The organism is Pseudomonas halotolerans, from assembly GCF_039581215.1.
GTDB classification, from domain to species: Bacteria; Pseudomonadota; Gammaproteobacteria; order Pseudomonadales; family Pseudomonadaceae; genus Aquipseudomonas; species Aquipseudomonas tehranensis.
The window spans coordinates 1-16,172 of record NZ_JBCNTJ010000011.1; the positions used below are offsets into that span (position 1 = coordinate 1).

Genomic DNA, 16,172 nt, shown 5'->3' on the forward strand with positions numbered 1-16,172 from the left:
TTCGAAACCTACTTAACTCATTGAAACTCAAGGAGTTTTCCGTTTCGACTGCGCCGGAAGTGGGGCGAATTATAGACGTCCAGAATTTGCCGTCAAGTATTAATTTCTGCTTTTATTCCGGCTTCAACACGATACGCGCAAAAGCCTTCTTGCCAGCCTGACAGACATGGGTAGCGCCCAGCTTATATATGTAGGCGCGATCCACCACCTCACCATCAATGCGCACGCCGCCCGAACCAAGAAGATCTCGCGCTGCCGCAGCATTCTTGACCAGGCCTGCCTTGTTAAGGACGGCTGCAATCGGCATATCCTCGGCCGCAGTCAATTCGATCTCAGGCAGATCATCCGGCAATTCGCCATCCTTCATGCGGTTACCCGCCGCACGATGAGCATTGGCCGCAGCCTCCTCACCATGGAAACGAGCGACAATCTCCTCGGCCAGCTTGATCTTGATGTCCCGCGGATTTGCCCCAGCCTCAACATCCGCACGGAATGCGTTGATCTCATCCATGGAACGGAAGCTGAGCAATTCGAAGTAACGCCACATAAGCACGTCAGGAATGGAAACCAGCTTGCCGTACATAACGCCCGGCGCTTCCTGGATGCCCACATAGTTGCCCAACGACTTGGACATCTTCTTCACACCATCCAACCCCTCCAGCAACGGCATGGTCAGAATGCACTGGGCTTCCTGACCATAACCACGCTGGAGCTCACGCCCCATCAACAGGTTGAACTTCTGATCCGTACCGCCAAGCTCAACGTCAGCACGCAACGCAACCGAGTCATAGCCCTGCACAAGCGGATAGAGAAACTCATGAATGGCGATCGGCTGACTGGTTTTATAGCGCTTGTCAAAATCATCGCGCTCGAGCATACGAGCCACGGTGTATTGAGAGGTCAGGCGAATGAAATCCGCCGGCCCCATCTGATCCATCCAAGTGGAGTTGAAAGCGACTTCGGTCTTGGCCGGATCAAGGATCTTGAAGACCTGCGTCTTATAGGTCTCGGCATTATCAAGAACCTGCTCGCGAGTCAGCGGTGGGCGCGTCGCGCTCTTGCCACTCGGATCACCGATCATCCCAGTGAAGTCGCCTATCAGGAAGATGACCTGATGCCCCAGGTCCTGGAACTGACGCAGCTTATTAATAAGCACGGTATGCCCCAGATGCAGATCGGGTGCCGTCGGATCGAAACCAGCCTTGATACGCAGCGGCTGCCCGCGCTTGAGCTTTTCAATCAGCTCGGACTCGACCAACAACTCTTCCGCACCACGCTTGATCAGCGCTAGCTGCTCTTCAACCGACTTCATAACAGACCCGCAAGGCTCAGATTCAAAGGGACCCAACCATACAAGATCGCGCACCAAATACAAGGTTTGCCGGGCGCGCGGACACCAATCCACAGACAGAGTGTCCGCGGGCTTGCTTCATAGGTGATTTGGTTATATTTTATACAGTTATTTCATCTTCATCATGTCATTCATCTTTTCCAATTCATCTCTTCAAAAGTCAAATTACCTATGACCATAGAACCATCTAAAGCGCCGCCGCTTTACCCCAAGACCCACCTGCTCGCCGCAAGTGGCATCGCCGCCCTTCTTAGCCTGGCGCTCCTGGTATTTCCTTCCAGCGATGTGGAAGCCAAAAAGACGACGCTGAGTCTCGAACTGGAAAGTCCTGCTGAACAACTGACACAAGATCAAGACGCTGCCGAAGCCGTCCAAGCCACAAACGAGGCTACCGCCTCCCCCTTCGCGCAGATCGAAAACAACACTGACGACGCTCCCGCATCCGCCCAAGCGGAGCCCGCAGTCGAAGAAAAGAAGGACCCAGGCCACCATGAGATCATAGTTGCCAAAGGCGACACGCTCTCCACTCTCTTCGAAAAGGTTGGCCTGCCGTCAACCCTGGTCCACGAGGTTTTGGCCAGCGACAAGAAAGCCAAACAGTTCGCTCGGCTACAGAGGGGGCAGAAACTCGAGTTCGAACTCAGCCCTGACGGCCAACTGACCAGTTTGCACACCAAGCTGAGCGACCTGGAAAGCATAACCCTGAGCAAAAACGACAAGGGTTATGCATTCAACCGGGTCATCACCAAACCAACCGTGCACGCAGCCTACGCCCATGGCGTCATCAACAGCTCATTGTCGCAATCGGCCGCACGCGCCGGCCTTTCCCACAGCCTGGCAATGGACATGGCCAGCGTGTTTGGCTACGACATCGACTTCGCGCAGGATATTCACCAAGGCGACGAATTCGATGTCATCTATGAACAGAAAATGGTCAACGGAAAGAGCGTCGGCAACGGCCCTATTCTTTCCGCGCGTTTCACCAATCGTGGCAAGACCTACACGGCGGTGCGCTACACCAACAAACAAGGCAACAGCAGCTATTACACTGCCGATGGCAACAGCATGCGCAAGGCATTCATCCGCACCCCGGTAGATTTCGCCCGTATCAGTTCAAGATTCTCCGTAGGCCGCAAACATCCAATCCTGAACAAGATCCGCGCCCACAAAGGCGTCGACTACGCAGCTCCCCGAGGCACGCCAATCAAGGCCGCCGGAGACGGCAAAGTGCTGCTGGCCGGACGTCGGGGTGGTTATGGCAACACTGTGATCATCCAGCACGGCAATACTTACCGTACGCTGTATGGTCATATGCAAGGCTTCGCCAAAGGCGTAAGGACCGGCGGCAGCGTCAAGCAAGGCCAAGTGATTGGCTATATTGGTACTACCGGTCTGTCCACCGGGCCGCATTTGCATTATGAATTCCAGGTCAACGGCGTTCACGTTGATCCGCTGGGCCAGAAGCTCCCCATGGCCGATCCGATCGCCAAGTCCGAGCGCTCCCGCTTCCTGGCTCAGAGCAAACCCTTGATGGCCCGCATGGATCAGGAAAAAGCCACCATGCTCGCCTCGAGCAAGCGCTAAGCCATGGTGCGCTATATCGGCGTGATGTCTGGCACCAGCCTGGATGGACTGGATATCGCGCTGATCGAACTGAATCCGGCGATCAAGCTGATCGCCACGCACTACACTCCCATGCCCGCCGCCCTGCGCAGCGAAATGCTTGAGTTGTGCAGCAGCGGGCCCGATGAGATTGCTCGCTCAGCCATTGCCCAACAAAGCTGGGTAAGGTTGGCTGCACAGGGCGTCCGCACTCTACTCGACGAACAGAAGCTCAAACCTGAGGATATCAGGGCGATCGGCAGCCATGGCCAGACCATACGGCATGAACCGGCCCGCGGTTTTACCGTGCAGATTGGTAACCCGGCATTGCTGAGCGAATTGACCGGCATTGCAGTTGTCAGCGATTTTCGCAGTCGCGATGTCGCTGCTGGCGGGCAAGGAGCCCCTCTGGTTCCTGCGTTTCACGAAGCGCTGTTTGAAGAGCGGATCGGCAATCGCGCCGTACTGAATATCGGCGGCTTCAGCAATCTCAGCCTGATAGAATCCGAAAAGCCCGTAGCCGGTTTCGATTGCGGCCCTGGCAACGTATTGCTGGACGCCTGGATACATCTGCAACGGGGCGAGCACTTTGATCGCGATGGCCTGTGGGCTGCCAGCGGAAAAGTCGAACCGGCTCTGCTAAAGGCTCTGCTTGGCGACCCTTTCTTTGTCACTCAAGGCCCTAAAAGCACAGGGCGAGAAGTGTTCAACCTGTCCTGGCTGACCCAGCACCTGTCGCACCTGCCAGTCTTCGCCCCTGAAGACGTGCAGGCAACGCTGCTCGAATTGACGGCACTGACCATCGTCCAATCACTGCAGAATGCCCAAACCGACACTCAAGAGCTGCTGGTTTGCGGCGGCGGTGCACACAACCGCTCGCTCATGAAGCGGCTGGCTGATTTACTGCCGAACACCCAGGTCAGCAGTACGGCCACTTACGGTGTAGACCCGGATTGGGTCGAAGCCATGGCCTTTGCCTGGCTGGCCCATTGCTGCCTTGAAGGCATTGCAGCAAATCGCCCAAGCGTCACCGGCGCACGGGGTTCGCGCATACTCGGCGCCATCTATCCCGCCTGAATCCATTTTTTCGCCGCACAGCAAAACGCCGCAGCACCGTAAGGCGCCGCGGCGTTTTTATTGAAGCCGTCAGATCGAAAACGAAGAACCGCACCCACAGGTCGTGGTGGCGTTAGGGTTCTTGATGACGAACCGCGATCCTTCCAGTCCTTCCTGATAATCCACCTCAGCACCCGCCAGGTACTGGAAGCTCATCGGATCGACCACGAGACTGACACCTTCGCGCTCGACGATGGTGTCGTCATCGGCCACTTCCTCATCGAAAGTGAAGCCGTATTGAAAACCCGAACAACCGCCGCCCGTCACAAAAACGCGCAGCTTCAAACGATCATTCCCCTCCTCATCGACCAGGCTCTTCACCTTGTGCGCGGCACCGTGGGTGAATTGCAAAGCCGTGGGGGTGAAGGTTTCGACGCTCATGCTGAATATCTCCCGGCGCTTACGCCGCCATAATGCGTGATGACGCGCATTATCCGCTTCTCCTAGAAAATCGGTCAACTATTTGAAGGACAGCGGCAAGCTATAAGCTCTGAGCCGCAAGCGGGTCGTCCCAAGCTTGCAGCCGCAGAGTCACCTTAAGGCAACATCCCGGCATGGGACAGCCCCAGACGCTCATCCAGCCCGAACAGAATGTTCAAGTTCTGCACAGCCTGACCGGACGCGCCTTTGACCAGGTTATCAATCACCGACAACACCACGACCAGATCGCCATCCTGCGGACGATGCACCGCGATCCGGCAAACGTTCGCGCCGCGTACGCTGCGAGTTTCAGGGTGGCTGCCGGCCGGCATCACGTCGACGAACGGTTCGTTGGCATAACGCTTTTCGAACAACGCTTGCAGGTCCACGGAACGGTCGACGACGGTTGCGTACAGTGTGGAGTGAATGCCGCGAATCATCGGCGTCAGGTGCGGCACGAAAGTCAGGCCGACATCCTTGCCCGCGGCGCGGCGCAGCCCCTGGCGGATTTCCGGCAGATGACGGTGACCTTTGACTGCATATGCCTTCATGCTTTCCGACGTTTCGGAGTACAACGAGCCGACACTGGCACCACGACCGGCACCGCTGACACCGGACTTGCAGTCGGCGATCAGACGCGACGCATCAGCAAGACCTGCCTCGAGCAGTGGCAGGAAGCCCAGTTGCGTTGCCGTTGGATAGCAGCCCGGTACAGCGATCAACCGTGCCTGCCTGATTTTCTCGCGATTGACTTCCGGCAGGCCGTAGACCGCCTCGTCCAGCAGGTCCGGCGCACCGTGTGGTTGACCGTACCATTTGGCCCACTCTTCAGCATCCTGCAGGCGGAAGTCTGCCGACAGGTCAATGACCTTGGTCCCGGCGGCCAGCAACTCGCCTGCCAAGGCATGAGCAACACCGTGAGGTGTGGCGAAGAACACCACGTCACAGGCCCCGAGGGTCTTGATGTCCGGAACACTGAACGCCAGGCCGTCGTAATGGCCACGCAGGTTCGGATACATGTCAGCGACGGCCAGTCCGGCCTCGGATCGGGAGGTAATGACCACCACTTCAGCCTGCGGATGCTGCGCCAACAGACGCAGCAGTTCGACACCGGTGTAACCCGTGCCGCCGACGATACCGACCTTGACCATATACCTGCCCTCAACGAACCCACTGGAAAGCTGTCGATGATAGGGGCCGCGCGGCCCGGCGACAACCGCCAAGGTGACGTGTGGCCGCTCTAGCCTCTACTATCGGGCTACCGTGAATCTGGGAATAAACCAAAATGCTCTATCTATGGCTCAAAGCACTTCATATCGTCAGCATGGTCTGCTGGTTTGCCGGTCTGTTCTACCTGCCGCGCCTGTTCGTCTATCACGCCCAAAGCGAAGACAACGTCAGCAAGGAACGCTTCATCATCATGGAGCGCAAGTTGTATCGCGGCATCATGGGGCCGTCGATGATCGCCACCCTGGTATTCGGCATCTGGCTGCTCAGCCTCAACGCAACAGCCTACTTCACTCAAGGCGGCTGGATGCACGCCAAGCTGACCCTGGTGGTGCTGCTGATCGGTTATCACCATATGTGCGGTGCGCAATTGAAGCGCTTCGCCCGTGGCGAAAACACCCGCAGCCATGTCTTTTATCGCTGGTTCAATGAAGTGCCGGTTCTGATATTGCTGGCTATCGTAATTCTGGTCGTGGTTCGGCCGTTCTAACTTCCAATCGAGCATCACTTATCCGGGGTACATCCGATGTCGCTGCCCGCTCTGCTTGAACAACGTTTGCGCCTGCCCGTCGTGGCAGCGCCGATGTTTCTGATTTCCAAACCACAGTTGGTACTGGCCTGCTGCCGCAACGGAATCGTCGGCAGCTTTCCGGCACTCAATCAGCGCGAAAGCAGTGGTTTCAAAGCCTGGCTGGAAGAAATCGAAGCGGGCCTGGCAACCATGGAAAACCCGGCACCCTATGCCGTGAACCTGATCGTCCACCACAGCAACCCCCGGCTTCAGGCCGATCTGGCCATCTGCATTGAGCATAAAGTGCCGATTGTTATCACCAGCCTGGGCGCAGTGAAAGAACTGGTGGATGCGGTTCATAGTTATGGTGGACTGGTATTCCATGACGTCACCACGCGACGTCATGCCGAGAAAGCGGCCGAAGCCGGTGTCGACGGCTTGATTGCGGTTGCCGCCGGCGCAGGTGGACATGCCGGGACCTGGAGTCCTTTCTCTCTGGTCGCTGAAATTCGGCAGTTCTTCGATAAAACCCTGCTGCTTGCAGGATGCCTGAACCACGGCCATCAGATTCTGGCCGCCCAACTGCTCGGCGCGGATTTGGCCTACTTCGGCACACGCTTTATCGGCACGACCGAAAGCCACGCGCCCGACGCTTATAAAGAGATGTTGCTCACATCCAGAGCCGCAGACATCGTGCATACTCCCGCGGTGTCCGGGGTGCCAGCCAGCTTCATGCGCCAGAGCCTGGAAAACGCCGGTTTCGACCTGGCCGCCCTGCAGGGCAAGGGCGAGGTGGATTTCGGTTCAAAACTCAAGCCGCTGAACGACGAAGCCAAGGCCTGGAAAACCGTATGGTCCGCAGGCCAGGGCGTGGGTGAAATCCACGATCTACCAAATGTCGATCAGCTAGTGGCACGCCTGGATGAAGAATACCGGCAGGCGCAGGCCCGCGCGACACAACTCGGCGGCCAATGGCCCCGCTGAAATCAACCGGATCAAAACCATTGCTTAACCTGATGAGACAAGGATGCCTGGCATGAGCGAAACCCGTTTCAATATCGTATTCGATGGAGCCCTGCTGCCGGGTGTCGATGCCACTACAGCCAAGCTTAACCTGGCTGAACTGTTCAAAAGCGATGTCAGCGCCATTGAGCGCTTGTTCAGCGGGCGCAAGGTGGCGCTTAAAAGCAACCTGTCCCAGGCCGAAGCGCAGAAGTACCTGGAGGCTCTCAACAAGAGCGGAATCGATGCTCGAATCGAAGCCGAGCCTTCCCTCGAACTGAACCTGGACGAGGTACAGCACTCGCCGCCGTCGAGCGGACGCCACCCCGACTCGATCATCGACCCTGCGTCCCCGTACGCACCGCCCCGCGCCGAAGTGGGCGAAGCGATGACCGAGTACAGCACGCTCAAACCCTTCAGCTTCGATGGGCGCATCGGCCGCTTGCGCTTCCTGGGCTGGACCATGGTCTTGACCCTGGTCATGCTGTTTGTGGTCGGCATGGCCTTTTCATTGGGCCTGACCTGGTTCCTCGCCTCCAGTTCCACGGCGGCAATGATCGTCGGCGGCCTGTTGGGACTGATCATCGCACTGGGTTTTGCTTATGTAAGCATCCAGTTCAGCGTCCAGCGCCTGCACGACCTGGGCTGGTCAGGATGGTTGTGGCTGCTCAACCTGGTGCCATTCGTAGGCAGTGTCTTCCCCTTTGTACTCATGGCCTTGCCCGGCAACAGCGGCGCCAATCGCTATGGCCCCCCGCCGCCGCCCAACAGCACTGCCGTCAAGGTACTTTCATCGCTGTGGATTGTCATGATCGTGGTGGCTTTCCTTGCCGCAATGGCCGGGGCATTCAGCGGCATCACAGAGGAATACGACAGCAGTTCCTTGAGCAGCTATGAAAGCAGCGAGTTGATCGAACAAGACACAGCAGAACCAGCCGCTGAAGCAGCCGCGCCTGTTGCACCTTCTGTAGACTACGAAGAGGAACAATAAGCGCGCTTCGTGCCGGTGACAGCTCAGTACACTGGCGACGGGCCGTTGCGATGGAGAACTGCATGACCCGTTACGCTCTGATCACTGGCGCCTCCAGTGGCATTGGCCTGGCAATGGCCGAAGCACTCGCCCGCCGCGGTCGCGACCTGATATTGGTGGCTCGACAGCGTGATCGGCTGGAAAGTATTGCAATCGAACTGACTCAGCGTTTTGGCGTGGAGGTGTTGTTCCGGGCTTGTGACCTGGGGGAACCGCTAAGGCTTTCAGGCTTTTTGCTTGAGCTGGAAGAAGGTGAGCGACAGATCGACCTGCTGGTCAACTGCGCCGGCATCGGCACCAGCGGGCCATTCCTGGGCCAGGACTGGATGACCGAGCAGGACCTGATCGAAGTCAACATCCTCGCCTTGACGCGGCTCTGTCACTCGGTGGGCAACAGCATGGCACTGCAGGGCGGCGGCCAGATCCTGAACGTTGCATCGATCGCCGCGTTCCAACCTGGCCCCTGGATGAGCACCTATCACGCCAGCAAGGCTTACGTGCTGCATTTCTCCGAAGCCCTGCGGGTCGAGCTGAAAAAAAGTGCAATAAAGGTATCGGTGCTTTGCCCCGGCCCGACACGAACCAGCTTTTTCGCCCGGGCGCAGCTCAATGAACAGAAACTCAACGACAGCCAAACCCTGATGAGCCCGGAGGAAGTCGCGCTGTATGCCGTGCGCGCACTGGAAAAAAACCGGGCGATCATCATTCCTGGGCGCCGCAATCGCTGGCTGGCGGCGTTGCCACGACTGGGGCCGCGATGGCTGGTTCGCACGATTGCCGGCATGAGCAACAAGGCCTGCTGCCCCCGCTGAATGCCGTTTTCCGTGATAAAAAAGGGCTCGCCAAGCAGGCCTTCAATACACTTGAGCTCGACTACCCAGTGGAGAAACATCTGTGGATACTCTGTTTACCAAGATCATCAACCGGGAGATTCCGGCCAAGATCATTTATGAAGATGATCAAGTTCTGGCATTCCACGACATCGCCCCGCAAGCACCGGTGCATTTCCTGGTCATCCCAAAGAAACCGATCCGCACGCTCAATGACCTGACCGAGCAAGATAAGGGCCTGGCCGGGCATATCCTGTTCACTGCCCAGCGCCTGGCGCTTGAACTGGGTTGCGAAGAAGGTTTTCGTGTGGTGATGAACTGCAATGAACTGGGGGGACAGACCGTCTATCACATTCATATGCATGTGCTTGGGCAGCGCCAGATGAACTGGCCGCCGGGCTGATACCCCTGATCCAACGCAAATCCTGAGCGGCCGATTGGGTTAAACTGGCCGCCATGATTTTTCCCGGAGGTAAGCATGACTACCCAACGTCACTACTCACCGATTGACCGTCTGCTACTGCAAGCCGATACCGCGATGCGTACGCTACTGCCCTTCAGCGGTCAGCCCTATCGCCCATCGCCGGCTATCGTGCAGCCGGATGTGCAAATGAGTGACGAGCAAACCCGCCATGTCGCTGGCCTGATGCGCATCAATCACACCGGTGAAGTCTGCGCCCAGGCGCTGTATCAGGGCCAGGCGCTGACCGCAAAGCTACCCCAGGTACGTGAAGCAATGGAGCATGCCGCCGAGGAAGAGATCGATCATCTGGTCTGGTGCGAACAACGTATTCACCAACTGGGCAGCCATACCAGCGTGCTTAACCCGTTATTTTATGGGATGTCATTCGGAATCGGCGCCGTAGCCGGGCTGATCAGCGACAAAGTAAGCCTCGGCTTTGTGGCGGCCACTGAACATCAGGTGTGCAAACACTTGAATGAGCATTTGGAGCAATTGCCGGCAGAGGATGAAAAGTCCCGAGCGATTCTGGAGCAGATGCGTGAGGATGAAGAGCACCACGCCCAAAGTGCGCTCGAAGCCGGAGGGTTCCGTTTTCCAGCGCCGGTGAAGTTTGGCATGAGCCTGTTGGCCAAGGTCATGACCAAGAGTACTTATCGAATCTGATCACCGTGCCACAGCGTGGCAGGCCTGAGCGTTCATCCACGTTCTACAGAAACTAAAAAAGGCGACTCCCATGGGGAGCCGCCTTTTTTGTAGCTGAAACCTTCAGCGAGGCATGTTGCGCGCGTAGAAAATTTCCAGCATCTCGTGTTTCACACGGTCTTCCACCTGATCCCGCTGTTCAGCAGAAAGGTTGCTGGTAGCGTCCCCGAACAGGTAGTTATCAAGCTCGAAGTTCTTGAGCAACATTTTGGTGTGGAACAGGTTTTCCTGATACACGTTCACGTCGGTCATCTGGTACGCGTCGCGAGTGTCTTCGGAAAGATAATTCTGAATCGAGTTGATCTCGTGATCGATGAAATGCTTATGGCCTTCAACGTCGCGGGTAAATCCACGCACGCGGTAATCCACCGTCACGATGTCCGAGTCGAACTGGTGAATCAGGAAGTTGAGTGCCTTGAGCGGTGAAATGACGCCACAGGTCGACACATCAATGTCCACGCGGAACGTCGCAATACCGTCCACCGGGTGTATTTCCGGGTAGGTATGTACCGTAATGTGGCTCTTGTCGAGGTGGGCCAGGATGATTTCCGGCAATGGGCCCGGCGACTCTTCGATCTGGCTGTCGGTCGGTGTCACCGGTTCTTCCGAGATCAGAATGGTCACGCTGGCGCCTTGGGGTTCATAGTCCTGACTGGCGATGTTCAGGATGTTGGCACCAATGATATCGACAACTTCCGTGAGGATCTGCGTGAGGCGCTTGGCGTTGTACTCTTTATTGATGTACTCGACGTAGGCCTGCTGGTCCTGCGGGGTTTCCGCATAGCAGATGTCATAGATGTTGAAGCTCAAGGTCTTTGTCAGGTTATTGAACCCATGGAGCTTGAGTTTGCTTTTCACCGTTTGAAAACTCTCTATGTATTGCGGCCTGGCCGCGTGATCAAGCATGCCCGTCAGATGCGAACGACGCACCTGCGTAGGACGGTTAACACCTCTTCGCGATGGCGATTTTGGTTGTCTGTCCAGACAAGGGACCGGTCGGGGACCGATCACTGCCCTGAAAAAAGTGGCGCATTATGCAGAGGTCGGCTTCTGATCGCCAGAGCTTGCACTGCTTTTATGATGGTTGGATGTCGATCAACCCAATTCGATGATTTCATAATCGTGGGTGATTTCAACACCGGCGGCGCCGAGCATGATGGAAGCCGAGCAATATTTCTCGGCTGACAGCTCAATGGCGCGCTTGACCTGGGCTTCCTTCAAGGCACGCCCCTTCACCACGAAATGCATGTGAATCTTGGTGAACACTTTCGGGTCTTCGGTGGCGCGCTCCGCTTCCAGGAAGGCTTCGCAACTTTCGACAGCCTGGCGCGATTTTTTAAGGATGCTGACCACGTCGAAGTTACTGCAGCCGCCCACGCCCAGCAGGAGCATTTCCATCGGCCTTACACCCAGGTTCCGACCTCCGGCTTCTGGCGGGCCATCCATGACGACCACATGACCGCTACCTGACTCACCGAGGAACATGGCTTCGCCAGCCCATTGGATGCGTGCCTTCATCGCCAAGACTCCACTGTCTGAAAAAAGGGTCGCCAGCTTAGCACAGCCCCCCGCCACGGCGGCCTCTGCCTTAGGACGCATGACAAATACACGTAGGTAAATTCTCAAATCAATTAGGGGCGCCTCTGTTAAGCTGGCGCCAATTAGCTGGCGTATGGCCAGCTATCGCGATTGCCATTCGCTCCCCACAAAAAATCCAAATCAATACATCGCGCAGTCTTTCGGGATACAACCATGGTTGCCATTACTCCCACACCCAAGATCAAGAATCTCGACAAACTCTTGATGCATTGTCAGCGTCGCCGCTACCCGGCCAAGCACAACATCATCTGCGCGGGCGATCGCTCCGACACCCTGTCTTTCATCATCAAAGGGTCGGTCACGATCCTGATCGAGGATGATGACGGTCGCGAAATGATCATCGCCTACCTCAACGCCGGGGATTTCTTCGGCGAACTTGGATTGTTTGAACAGGCAGGCAAAGAACAGGTACGTAGTGCCTGGGTACGGGCCAAGGTCGAATGTGAGGTCGCGGAGATCAGCTACAGCAAGTTCCGGGAACTGTCGGTGCAGGATCCCGACATTCTTTACGTCCTCAGCGGACAAATCGCACAGCGCCTGCGCAACACGACCCGCAAGGTGGGCGACCTCGCCTTCTTTGACGTAACCGGTCGCGTCGCTCGCTGCTTGCTGGAACTGTGCAAGCAACCCGATGCCATGACCCACCCGGACGGCATGCAGATCAAGGTGACCCGCCAGGAAATCGGCCGGATTGTTGGTTGCTCGCGGGAGATGGTCGGTCGTGTGCTCAAGGATCTGGAAGAGCGCAACCTGGTCAGCGTTAAAGGCAAGACCATGGTGGTGTTTGGGACGCGTTAGGCGAGCAGCCTGGTCAGCAGTTCCCGGTACAGTGCCTCAAGCCGCTGCAACGCGTGGGGCGCCGGGAATTTTTCATGCAAGGCAATATGACTCTCGGCGCGCACTCGCTGCGCCAGGCCACAGGCCTCATTGAAACGATTGACCGCGGCAACCATCGATTCGCGTTCGTTCTCCAGCAGCAATGCTCCATGCACCAGGCCCACCGGGCGTTGGCCACCCTTGCTCTGGCGCCAGCGCTGAGCAGTGCCGACCATTTTTCGGCCATCGAGATTGACATTGAATCGACCGTCGCAGAACGCGCCCTCGACTTCGCCCAACGAAGCCACCCCGCCCAGCTCATCCAACAACTGGCAGATCGGATCACACAACCGGCGGTAACCGGTTTCGATGCGGCCGTGGTCGCCTTCACTACGCGGCGGTGCGTAAACCAGGGCGATATTGACGGTGGCGGCAGACTGCGGCACCGGCTCACCGCCGGTTTCGCGCAGCAGCACTGGCCAGCCATGGGCCGCCGAAACGTCGCAGGCGTGCTCGAACCCCGGTAAACGACTCAAACGACGTGGCATGACCAGCGCGCGATCGTTGGGCTGCCAGAACAACACGCCGAACTCAGCGTCGCCTGCGCAGATGCTGGCCAACAAATCCTGTTCGGCTTGCAGACCGGCTTCGACGGTCAGGGAAATCACGGGCGACATTGAGTCAATCCAGTGTCGAACCGCTTATCGGAACGCCGCGTTCAGGGAAGAACAGGCGTTGCAGCTCGGTACCCGGATTTTCCGCGCGCATGAACGCTTCGCCCACCAGGAACGAATAAACATCGCTGACTTCCATCAGTTCGACATCGGCCCGGTTCAGAATCCCACTCTCGGTGATCACCAGGCGATCACGCGGAATACGCGGCAACAAATCCAGAGTCGTTTCCAGGCTGACTTCAAAAGTATGCAGGTTGCGGTTGTTCACGCCGACCAGCGGAGTATCGAGGGTTTTCAAGGCCCGCTCCAGCTCCTCGCCATCGTGGACCTCCACCAGGACATCCAGGCCCACGCCTTTGGCGACCGCCGCCAGCTCGGCCATTTTCACATCGTCCAGGGCGGAAACGATCAACAGCACGCAGTCTGCGCCCAGCGCGCGGGCTTCAACGATCTGGTAAGGATCGATCATGAAATCCTTGCGAATCACCGGTAGCTTGCACGCCTCCCGCGCCTGCTTGAGGTATTCATCGGCGCCCTGGAAAAAATCGATATCGGTTAGCACCGAGAGACAGGTCGCACCGCCCTTCTCGTAGCTCTTGGCGATGTCGGCAGGGACGAAGTGCTCGCGAATCACGCCCTTGCTGGGGGAAGCCTTTTTAATTTCGGCAATCACCGCTGGCTGCTTTCGCTTGGCCTGATCGATCAGCGCCTTGGCAAAGCCACGCGGCGCCTCCGCTGCCCGCGCCAAGGTTTCCAGCTCTGCCAGACTGACCCGAGCACTGCGTTCGGCCACCTCTTGAGCCTTGCGAGCCAGAATTTTTTCCAGAACCGTTGGCACGCTCATCCTTCGTTCTCCACTTTGAATACGGCGGTAAATGCACCCAACTCTTCGAGTTTTTCCCTGGCAAGGCCGGTGTGCAACGCATCATGGGCCAGTTCCACGCCCTGCTTGAGGCTGTTGGCGTGATCCGCCGCATACAACGCGGCGCCCGCATTGAGTACGATCATCTCGGCGGCCTTCTGGCCATTTTCAGTCTTGCGGCGCCCCAAGGCATCGCGAATCAGTTCCAGCGACTGGGCCGGCCCATCCACCGCCAGCCCATGCAGGCTCTGGCTCTTCATGCCAAGGTCTTCAGGTTCGACCCAATACTCGCTGATCTGATCATTTTTTAATTCAGCCACGTACGTCGGTGCTGCCAGGCTGAATTCGTCCAGGCCATCCTTCGAATGGACCACCAGCACGTGCTTGCTACCCAGACGTTGCAAGACCTCGGCCAGGGGCCGGCACAATGCCTGGCTGAACACACCCACCACTTGATGCTTCACGCCGGCCGGATTCGTAAGCGGGCCGAGCATGTTGAACATCGTCCGCAGGCCCAGATCACGACGCGGCGCGGCGGCATGCTTCATGGCGCGGTGGTGGGTCTGGGCGAACATGAAACCGATACCGACGTTATCGATACAACGCGCCACCTGAACGGGCGTCAGGTTCAGGTAGATCCCGGCCGCCTCCAGCAGGTCGGCGCTGCCACTCTTGCCGGAGACCGCACGATTGCCGTGCTTGGCGACGGTGCAACCGGCCGCGGCAACAACGAAGGCCGAGGCGGTGGAAACGTTGAAGATATTGGCGCCGTCCCCGCCGGTGCCGACCACATCCACTACGCCATCCAGGGTCTTGAGTTCGACCTGGTCCGCCAGCTCGCGCATGACCGAAACGGCACCGACGATCTCATCAATGCTCTCGCTCTTCATGCGCATGGCCATCATGAACGCGCCGATCTGCGCATCCGAGCATTGGCCGGTCATGATTTCGCGCATCACATCGCGCATCTCGTCGGTGCTCAGGTCGAGATGGCCGACGATACGGCTCAGGGCTGTCTTGATATCCATGAAAAGTCCTTAGCGCGTGCCGCCGGTTTGTTTGAGGAAGTTGGCGAACAGCTCGTGACCCTGTTCGGTGAGAATAGACTCGGGGTGAAATTGCACGCCCTCGATATTCAACGTTTTGTGACGAAGCCCCATGATTTCATCCACAGAGCCGTCCTCGAGCTGAGTCCAGGCGGTCAGCTCCAGACAATCTGGCAGGGTTTGGCGCTTGACGATCAGGGAGTGGTAGCGGGTGACCGTCAGCGGAAGATTCAGACCTTCGAACACGCCCTTGTTCTCGTGAAATACCGGGCTAGTCTTACCGTGCATGACTTGCCGGGCGCGCACCACCTCGCCGCCAAAGGCCTGGCCGATCGACTGGTGCCCCAGGCAGACACCCAGGATCGGCAGCTTGCCGGCGAAATACTTGATGGCTTCGATGGAAATGCCCGCTTCGGTCGGCGTGCAAGGACCGGGCGAGACCACGATGCGCTCGGGCTTGAGGGCTTCGATTTCGGCGATGGTCAGTTCGTCGTTGCGCACGACCTTGACTTCGGAGCCCAGCTCGCCCAGGTACTGCACAACGTTGTAAGTAAAAGAGTCGTAGTTATCGATCATCAGCAACATGGCGTAAGCAACCTATTGAATTCACTGACTTGAAATACAGCCTTCGGAGAGTGACCCGCACGGTGCTGCGCTTGGCGAGGCCTGTGATGGGCCAGCGAAGCGACTTTCAAGCGGGTAAAGAAGGCAAATCGGTACAGGTCCGGCCAGGCCGGCAAAGAACATTCAGGCGCGCCAACGCCAACGGGCGTGTGCCTTGATCAATTGATCCGGAAATTTGCTGACAATCGACACAGGGGAAGTCTCGTTCATACGTTCCGGCACAGTAGCTTAGCTGGACGGTGCACGCAATATGACGCCCCCCGAAGGGCTTTGAAACAATCGCGACTTGCCGGGCGG

Annotated in this window: 18 protein-coding genes; 9 read left to right on the forward strand and 9 right to left on the reverse strand. The window is 57.6% G+C overall.

The genetic code is table 11. The annotated features are described in order from the left end of the window. Positions 1 to 112: 112 nt before the first annotated feature. A complete protein-coding gene (gene tyrS / locus AAIS01_RS15840; RefSeq protein ID WP_076383442.1) occupies positions 113 to 1,312 on the reverse strand; it encodes a tyrosine--tRNA ligase in 1,200 nt (399 codons plus the stop codon). Positions 1,313 to 1,522: 210 nt separating this feature from the next. Here tyrS and AAIS01_RS15845 point away from each other — a divergent pair, with 210 nt between their 5' ends. Together AAIS01_RS15845 and AAIS01_RS15850 are read left to right on the forward strand one after the other, a co-directional pair. After that, a complete protein-coding gene (locus AAIS01_RS15845; protein ID WP_343469821.1) occupies positions 1,523 to 2,935 on the forward strand; it encodes a peptidoglycan DD-metalloendopeptidase family protein in 1,413 nt (470 codons plus the stop codon). A gap of 3 nt (positions 2,936 to 2,938) precedes the next feature. Beyond that, positions 2,939 to 4,030 (forward strand): anhydro-N-acetylmuramic acid kinase, encoded by a 1,092-nt coding sequence (locus tag AAIS01_RS15850; protein WP_343469707.1) that lies wholly within the window; start codon positions 2,939 to 2,941, stop codon positions 4,028 to 4,030. Positions 4,031 to 4,099: 69 nt separating this feature from the next. On the opposite strand, the gene erpA is transcribed toward AAIS01_RS15850, so the two are convergent. Together erpA and argC are read right to left on the reverse strand one after the other, a co-directional pair. Then, positions 4,100 to 4,450: an iron-sulfur cluster insertion protein ErpA gene (gene erpA, locus AAIS01_RS15855; protein WP_003206114.1), complete on the reverse strand. Its 351-nt coding sequence runs from the start codon at positions 4,448 to 4,450 to the stop codon at positions 4,100 to 4,102. Between the two features lie 155 nt (positions 4,451 to 4,605). Next, entirely contained in the window at positions 4,606 to 5,640 is a 1,035-nt protein-coding gene (gene argC, locus AAIS01_RS15860; RefSeq protein WP_047228042.1) for an N-acetyl-gamma-glutamyl-phosphate reductase, read from the reverse strand. A gap of 134 nt (positions 5,641 to 5,774) precedes the next feature. On the opposite strand from argC, the gene hemJ reads away from it, so the two are divergent. The 6 genes from hemJ (at position 5,775) to coq7 (ending at position 10,215) form a co-directional block, all read left to right on the forward strand. Beyond that, the gene (hemJ, locus tag AAIS01_RS15865) at positions 5,775 to 6,206 is read left to right on the forward strand and encodes a protoporphyrinogen oxidase HemJ (protein WP_343469708.1); all 432 of its coding nucleotides are present in this window, start codon (positions 5,775 to 5,777) and stop codon (positions 6,204 to 6,206) included. A gap of 36 nt (positions 6,207 to 6,242) precedes the next feature. Continuing rightward, a complete protein-coding gene (locus AAIS01_RS15870; RefSeq protein ID WP_343469709.1) occupies positions 6,243 to 7,211 on the forward strand; it encodes an NAD(P)H-dependent flavin oxidoreductase in 969 nt (322 codons plus the stop codon). A 52-nt stretch (positions 7,212 to 7,263) separates the two neighbouring features. After that, positions 7,264 to 8,220: a DUF805 domain-containing protein gene (locus tag AAIS01_RS15875; RefSeq protein WP_343469710.1), complete on the forward strand. Its 957-nt coding sequence runs from the start codon at positions 7,264 to 7,266 to the stop codon at positions 8,218 to 8,220. 62 nt (positions 8,221 to 8,282) lie between these two features. Further along, a complete protein-coding gene (locus AAIS01_RS15880) occupies positions 8,283 to 9,071 on the forward strand; it encodes an SDR family NAD(P)-dependent oxidoreductase (protein WP_343469711.1) in 789 nt (262 codons plus the stop codon). Between the two features lie 82 nt (positions 9,072 to 9,153). Continuing rightward, on the forward strand, positions 9,154 to 9,492 hold the full coding sequence (locus tag AAIS01_RS15885; RefSeq protein ID WP_214912443.1) for a histidine triad nucleotide-binding protein: 339 nt from the start codon (positions 9,154 to 9,156) through the stop codon (positions 9,490 to 9,492). Positions 9,493 to 9,567: 75 nt separating this feature from the next. Continuing rightward, a complete protein-coding gene (gene coq7 / locus AAIS01_RS15890) occupies positions 9,568 to 10,215 on the forward strand; it encodes a 2-polyprenyl-3-methyl-6-methoxy-1,4-benzoquinone monooxygenase (protein ID WP_214912444.1) in 648 nt (215 codons plus the stop codon). 102 nt (positions 10,216 to 10,317) lie between these two features. On the opposite strand, the gene speD is transcribed toward coq7, so the two are convergent. Together speD and AAIS01_RS15900 are read right to left on the reverse strand one after the other, a co-directional pair. Then, positions 10,318 to 11,112: an adenosylmethionine decarboxylase gene (speD, locus tag AAIS01_RS15895; RefSeq protein ID WP_047228048.1), complete on the reverse strand. Its 795-nt coding sequence runs from the start codon at positions 11,110 to 11,112 to the stop codon at positions 10,318 to 10,320. A 237-nt stretch (positions 11,113 to 11,349) separates the two neighbouring features. Next, on the reverse strand, positions 11,350 to 11,772 hold the full coding sequence (locus AAIS01_RS15900) for an OsmC family protein (RefSeq protein WP_003206127.1): 423 nt from the start codon (positions 11,770 to 11,772) through the stop codon (positions 11,350 to 11,352). A gap of 234 nt (positions 11,773 to 12,006) precedes the next feature. Between AAIS01_RS15900 and crp the strand changes: the two genes are divergently transcribed. Next, positions 12,007 to 12,651: a cAMP-activated global transcriptional regulator CRP gene (gene crp / locus AAIS01_RS15905; RefSeq protein ID WP_343469712.1), complete on the forward strand. Its 645-nt coding sequence runs from the start codon at positions 12,007 to 12,009 to the stop codon at positions 12,649 to 12,651. On the opposite strand, the gene AAIS01_RS15910 is transcribed toward crp, so the two are convergent. Genes AAIS01_RS15910 through AAIS01_RS15925 form a run of 4 tightly spaced genes read right to left on the reverse strand, consistent with a single transcriptional unit; the run spans position 12,648 to position 15,836 of the window. Beyond that, positions 12,648 to 13,346 (reverse strand): lipoate--protein ligase family protein, encoded by a 699-nt coding sequence (locus AAIS01_RS15910; RefSeq protein ID WP_343469713.1) that lies wholly within the window; start codon positions 13,344 to 13,346, stop codon positions 12,648 to 12,650. The two genes, crp and AAIS01_RS15910, sit on opposite strands and share 4 nt — an antisense overlap. Before the next feature lie 4 nt (positions 13,347 to 13,350). After that, complete coding sequence (trpC, locus tag AAIS01_RS15915) at positions 13,351 to 14,187, reverse strand: indole-3-glycerol phosphate synthase TrpC (protein WP_343469714.1); 837 nt, start codon at positions 14,185 to 14,187, stop codon at positions 13,351 to 13,353. After that, complete coding sequence (gene trpD, locus AAIS01_RS15920) at positions 14,184 to 15,233, reverse strand: anthranilate phosphoribosyltransferase (protein WP_343469715.1); 1,050 nt, start codon at positions 15,231 to 15,233, stop codon at positions 14,184 to 14,186. Before trpD ends, trpC begins: the two co-directional genes overlap by 4 nt. Positions 15,234 to 15,242: 9 nt before the next feature. Further along, positions 15,243 to 15,836: an aminodeoxychorismate/anthranilate synthase component II gene (locus AAIS01_RS15925; RefSeq protein ID WP_092400964.1), complete on the reverse strand. Its 594-nt coding sequence runs from the start codon at positions 15,834 to 15,836 to the stop codon at positions 15,243 to 15,245. Positions 15,837 to 16,172: the final 336 nt, after the last annotated feature.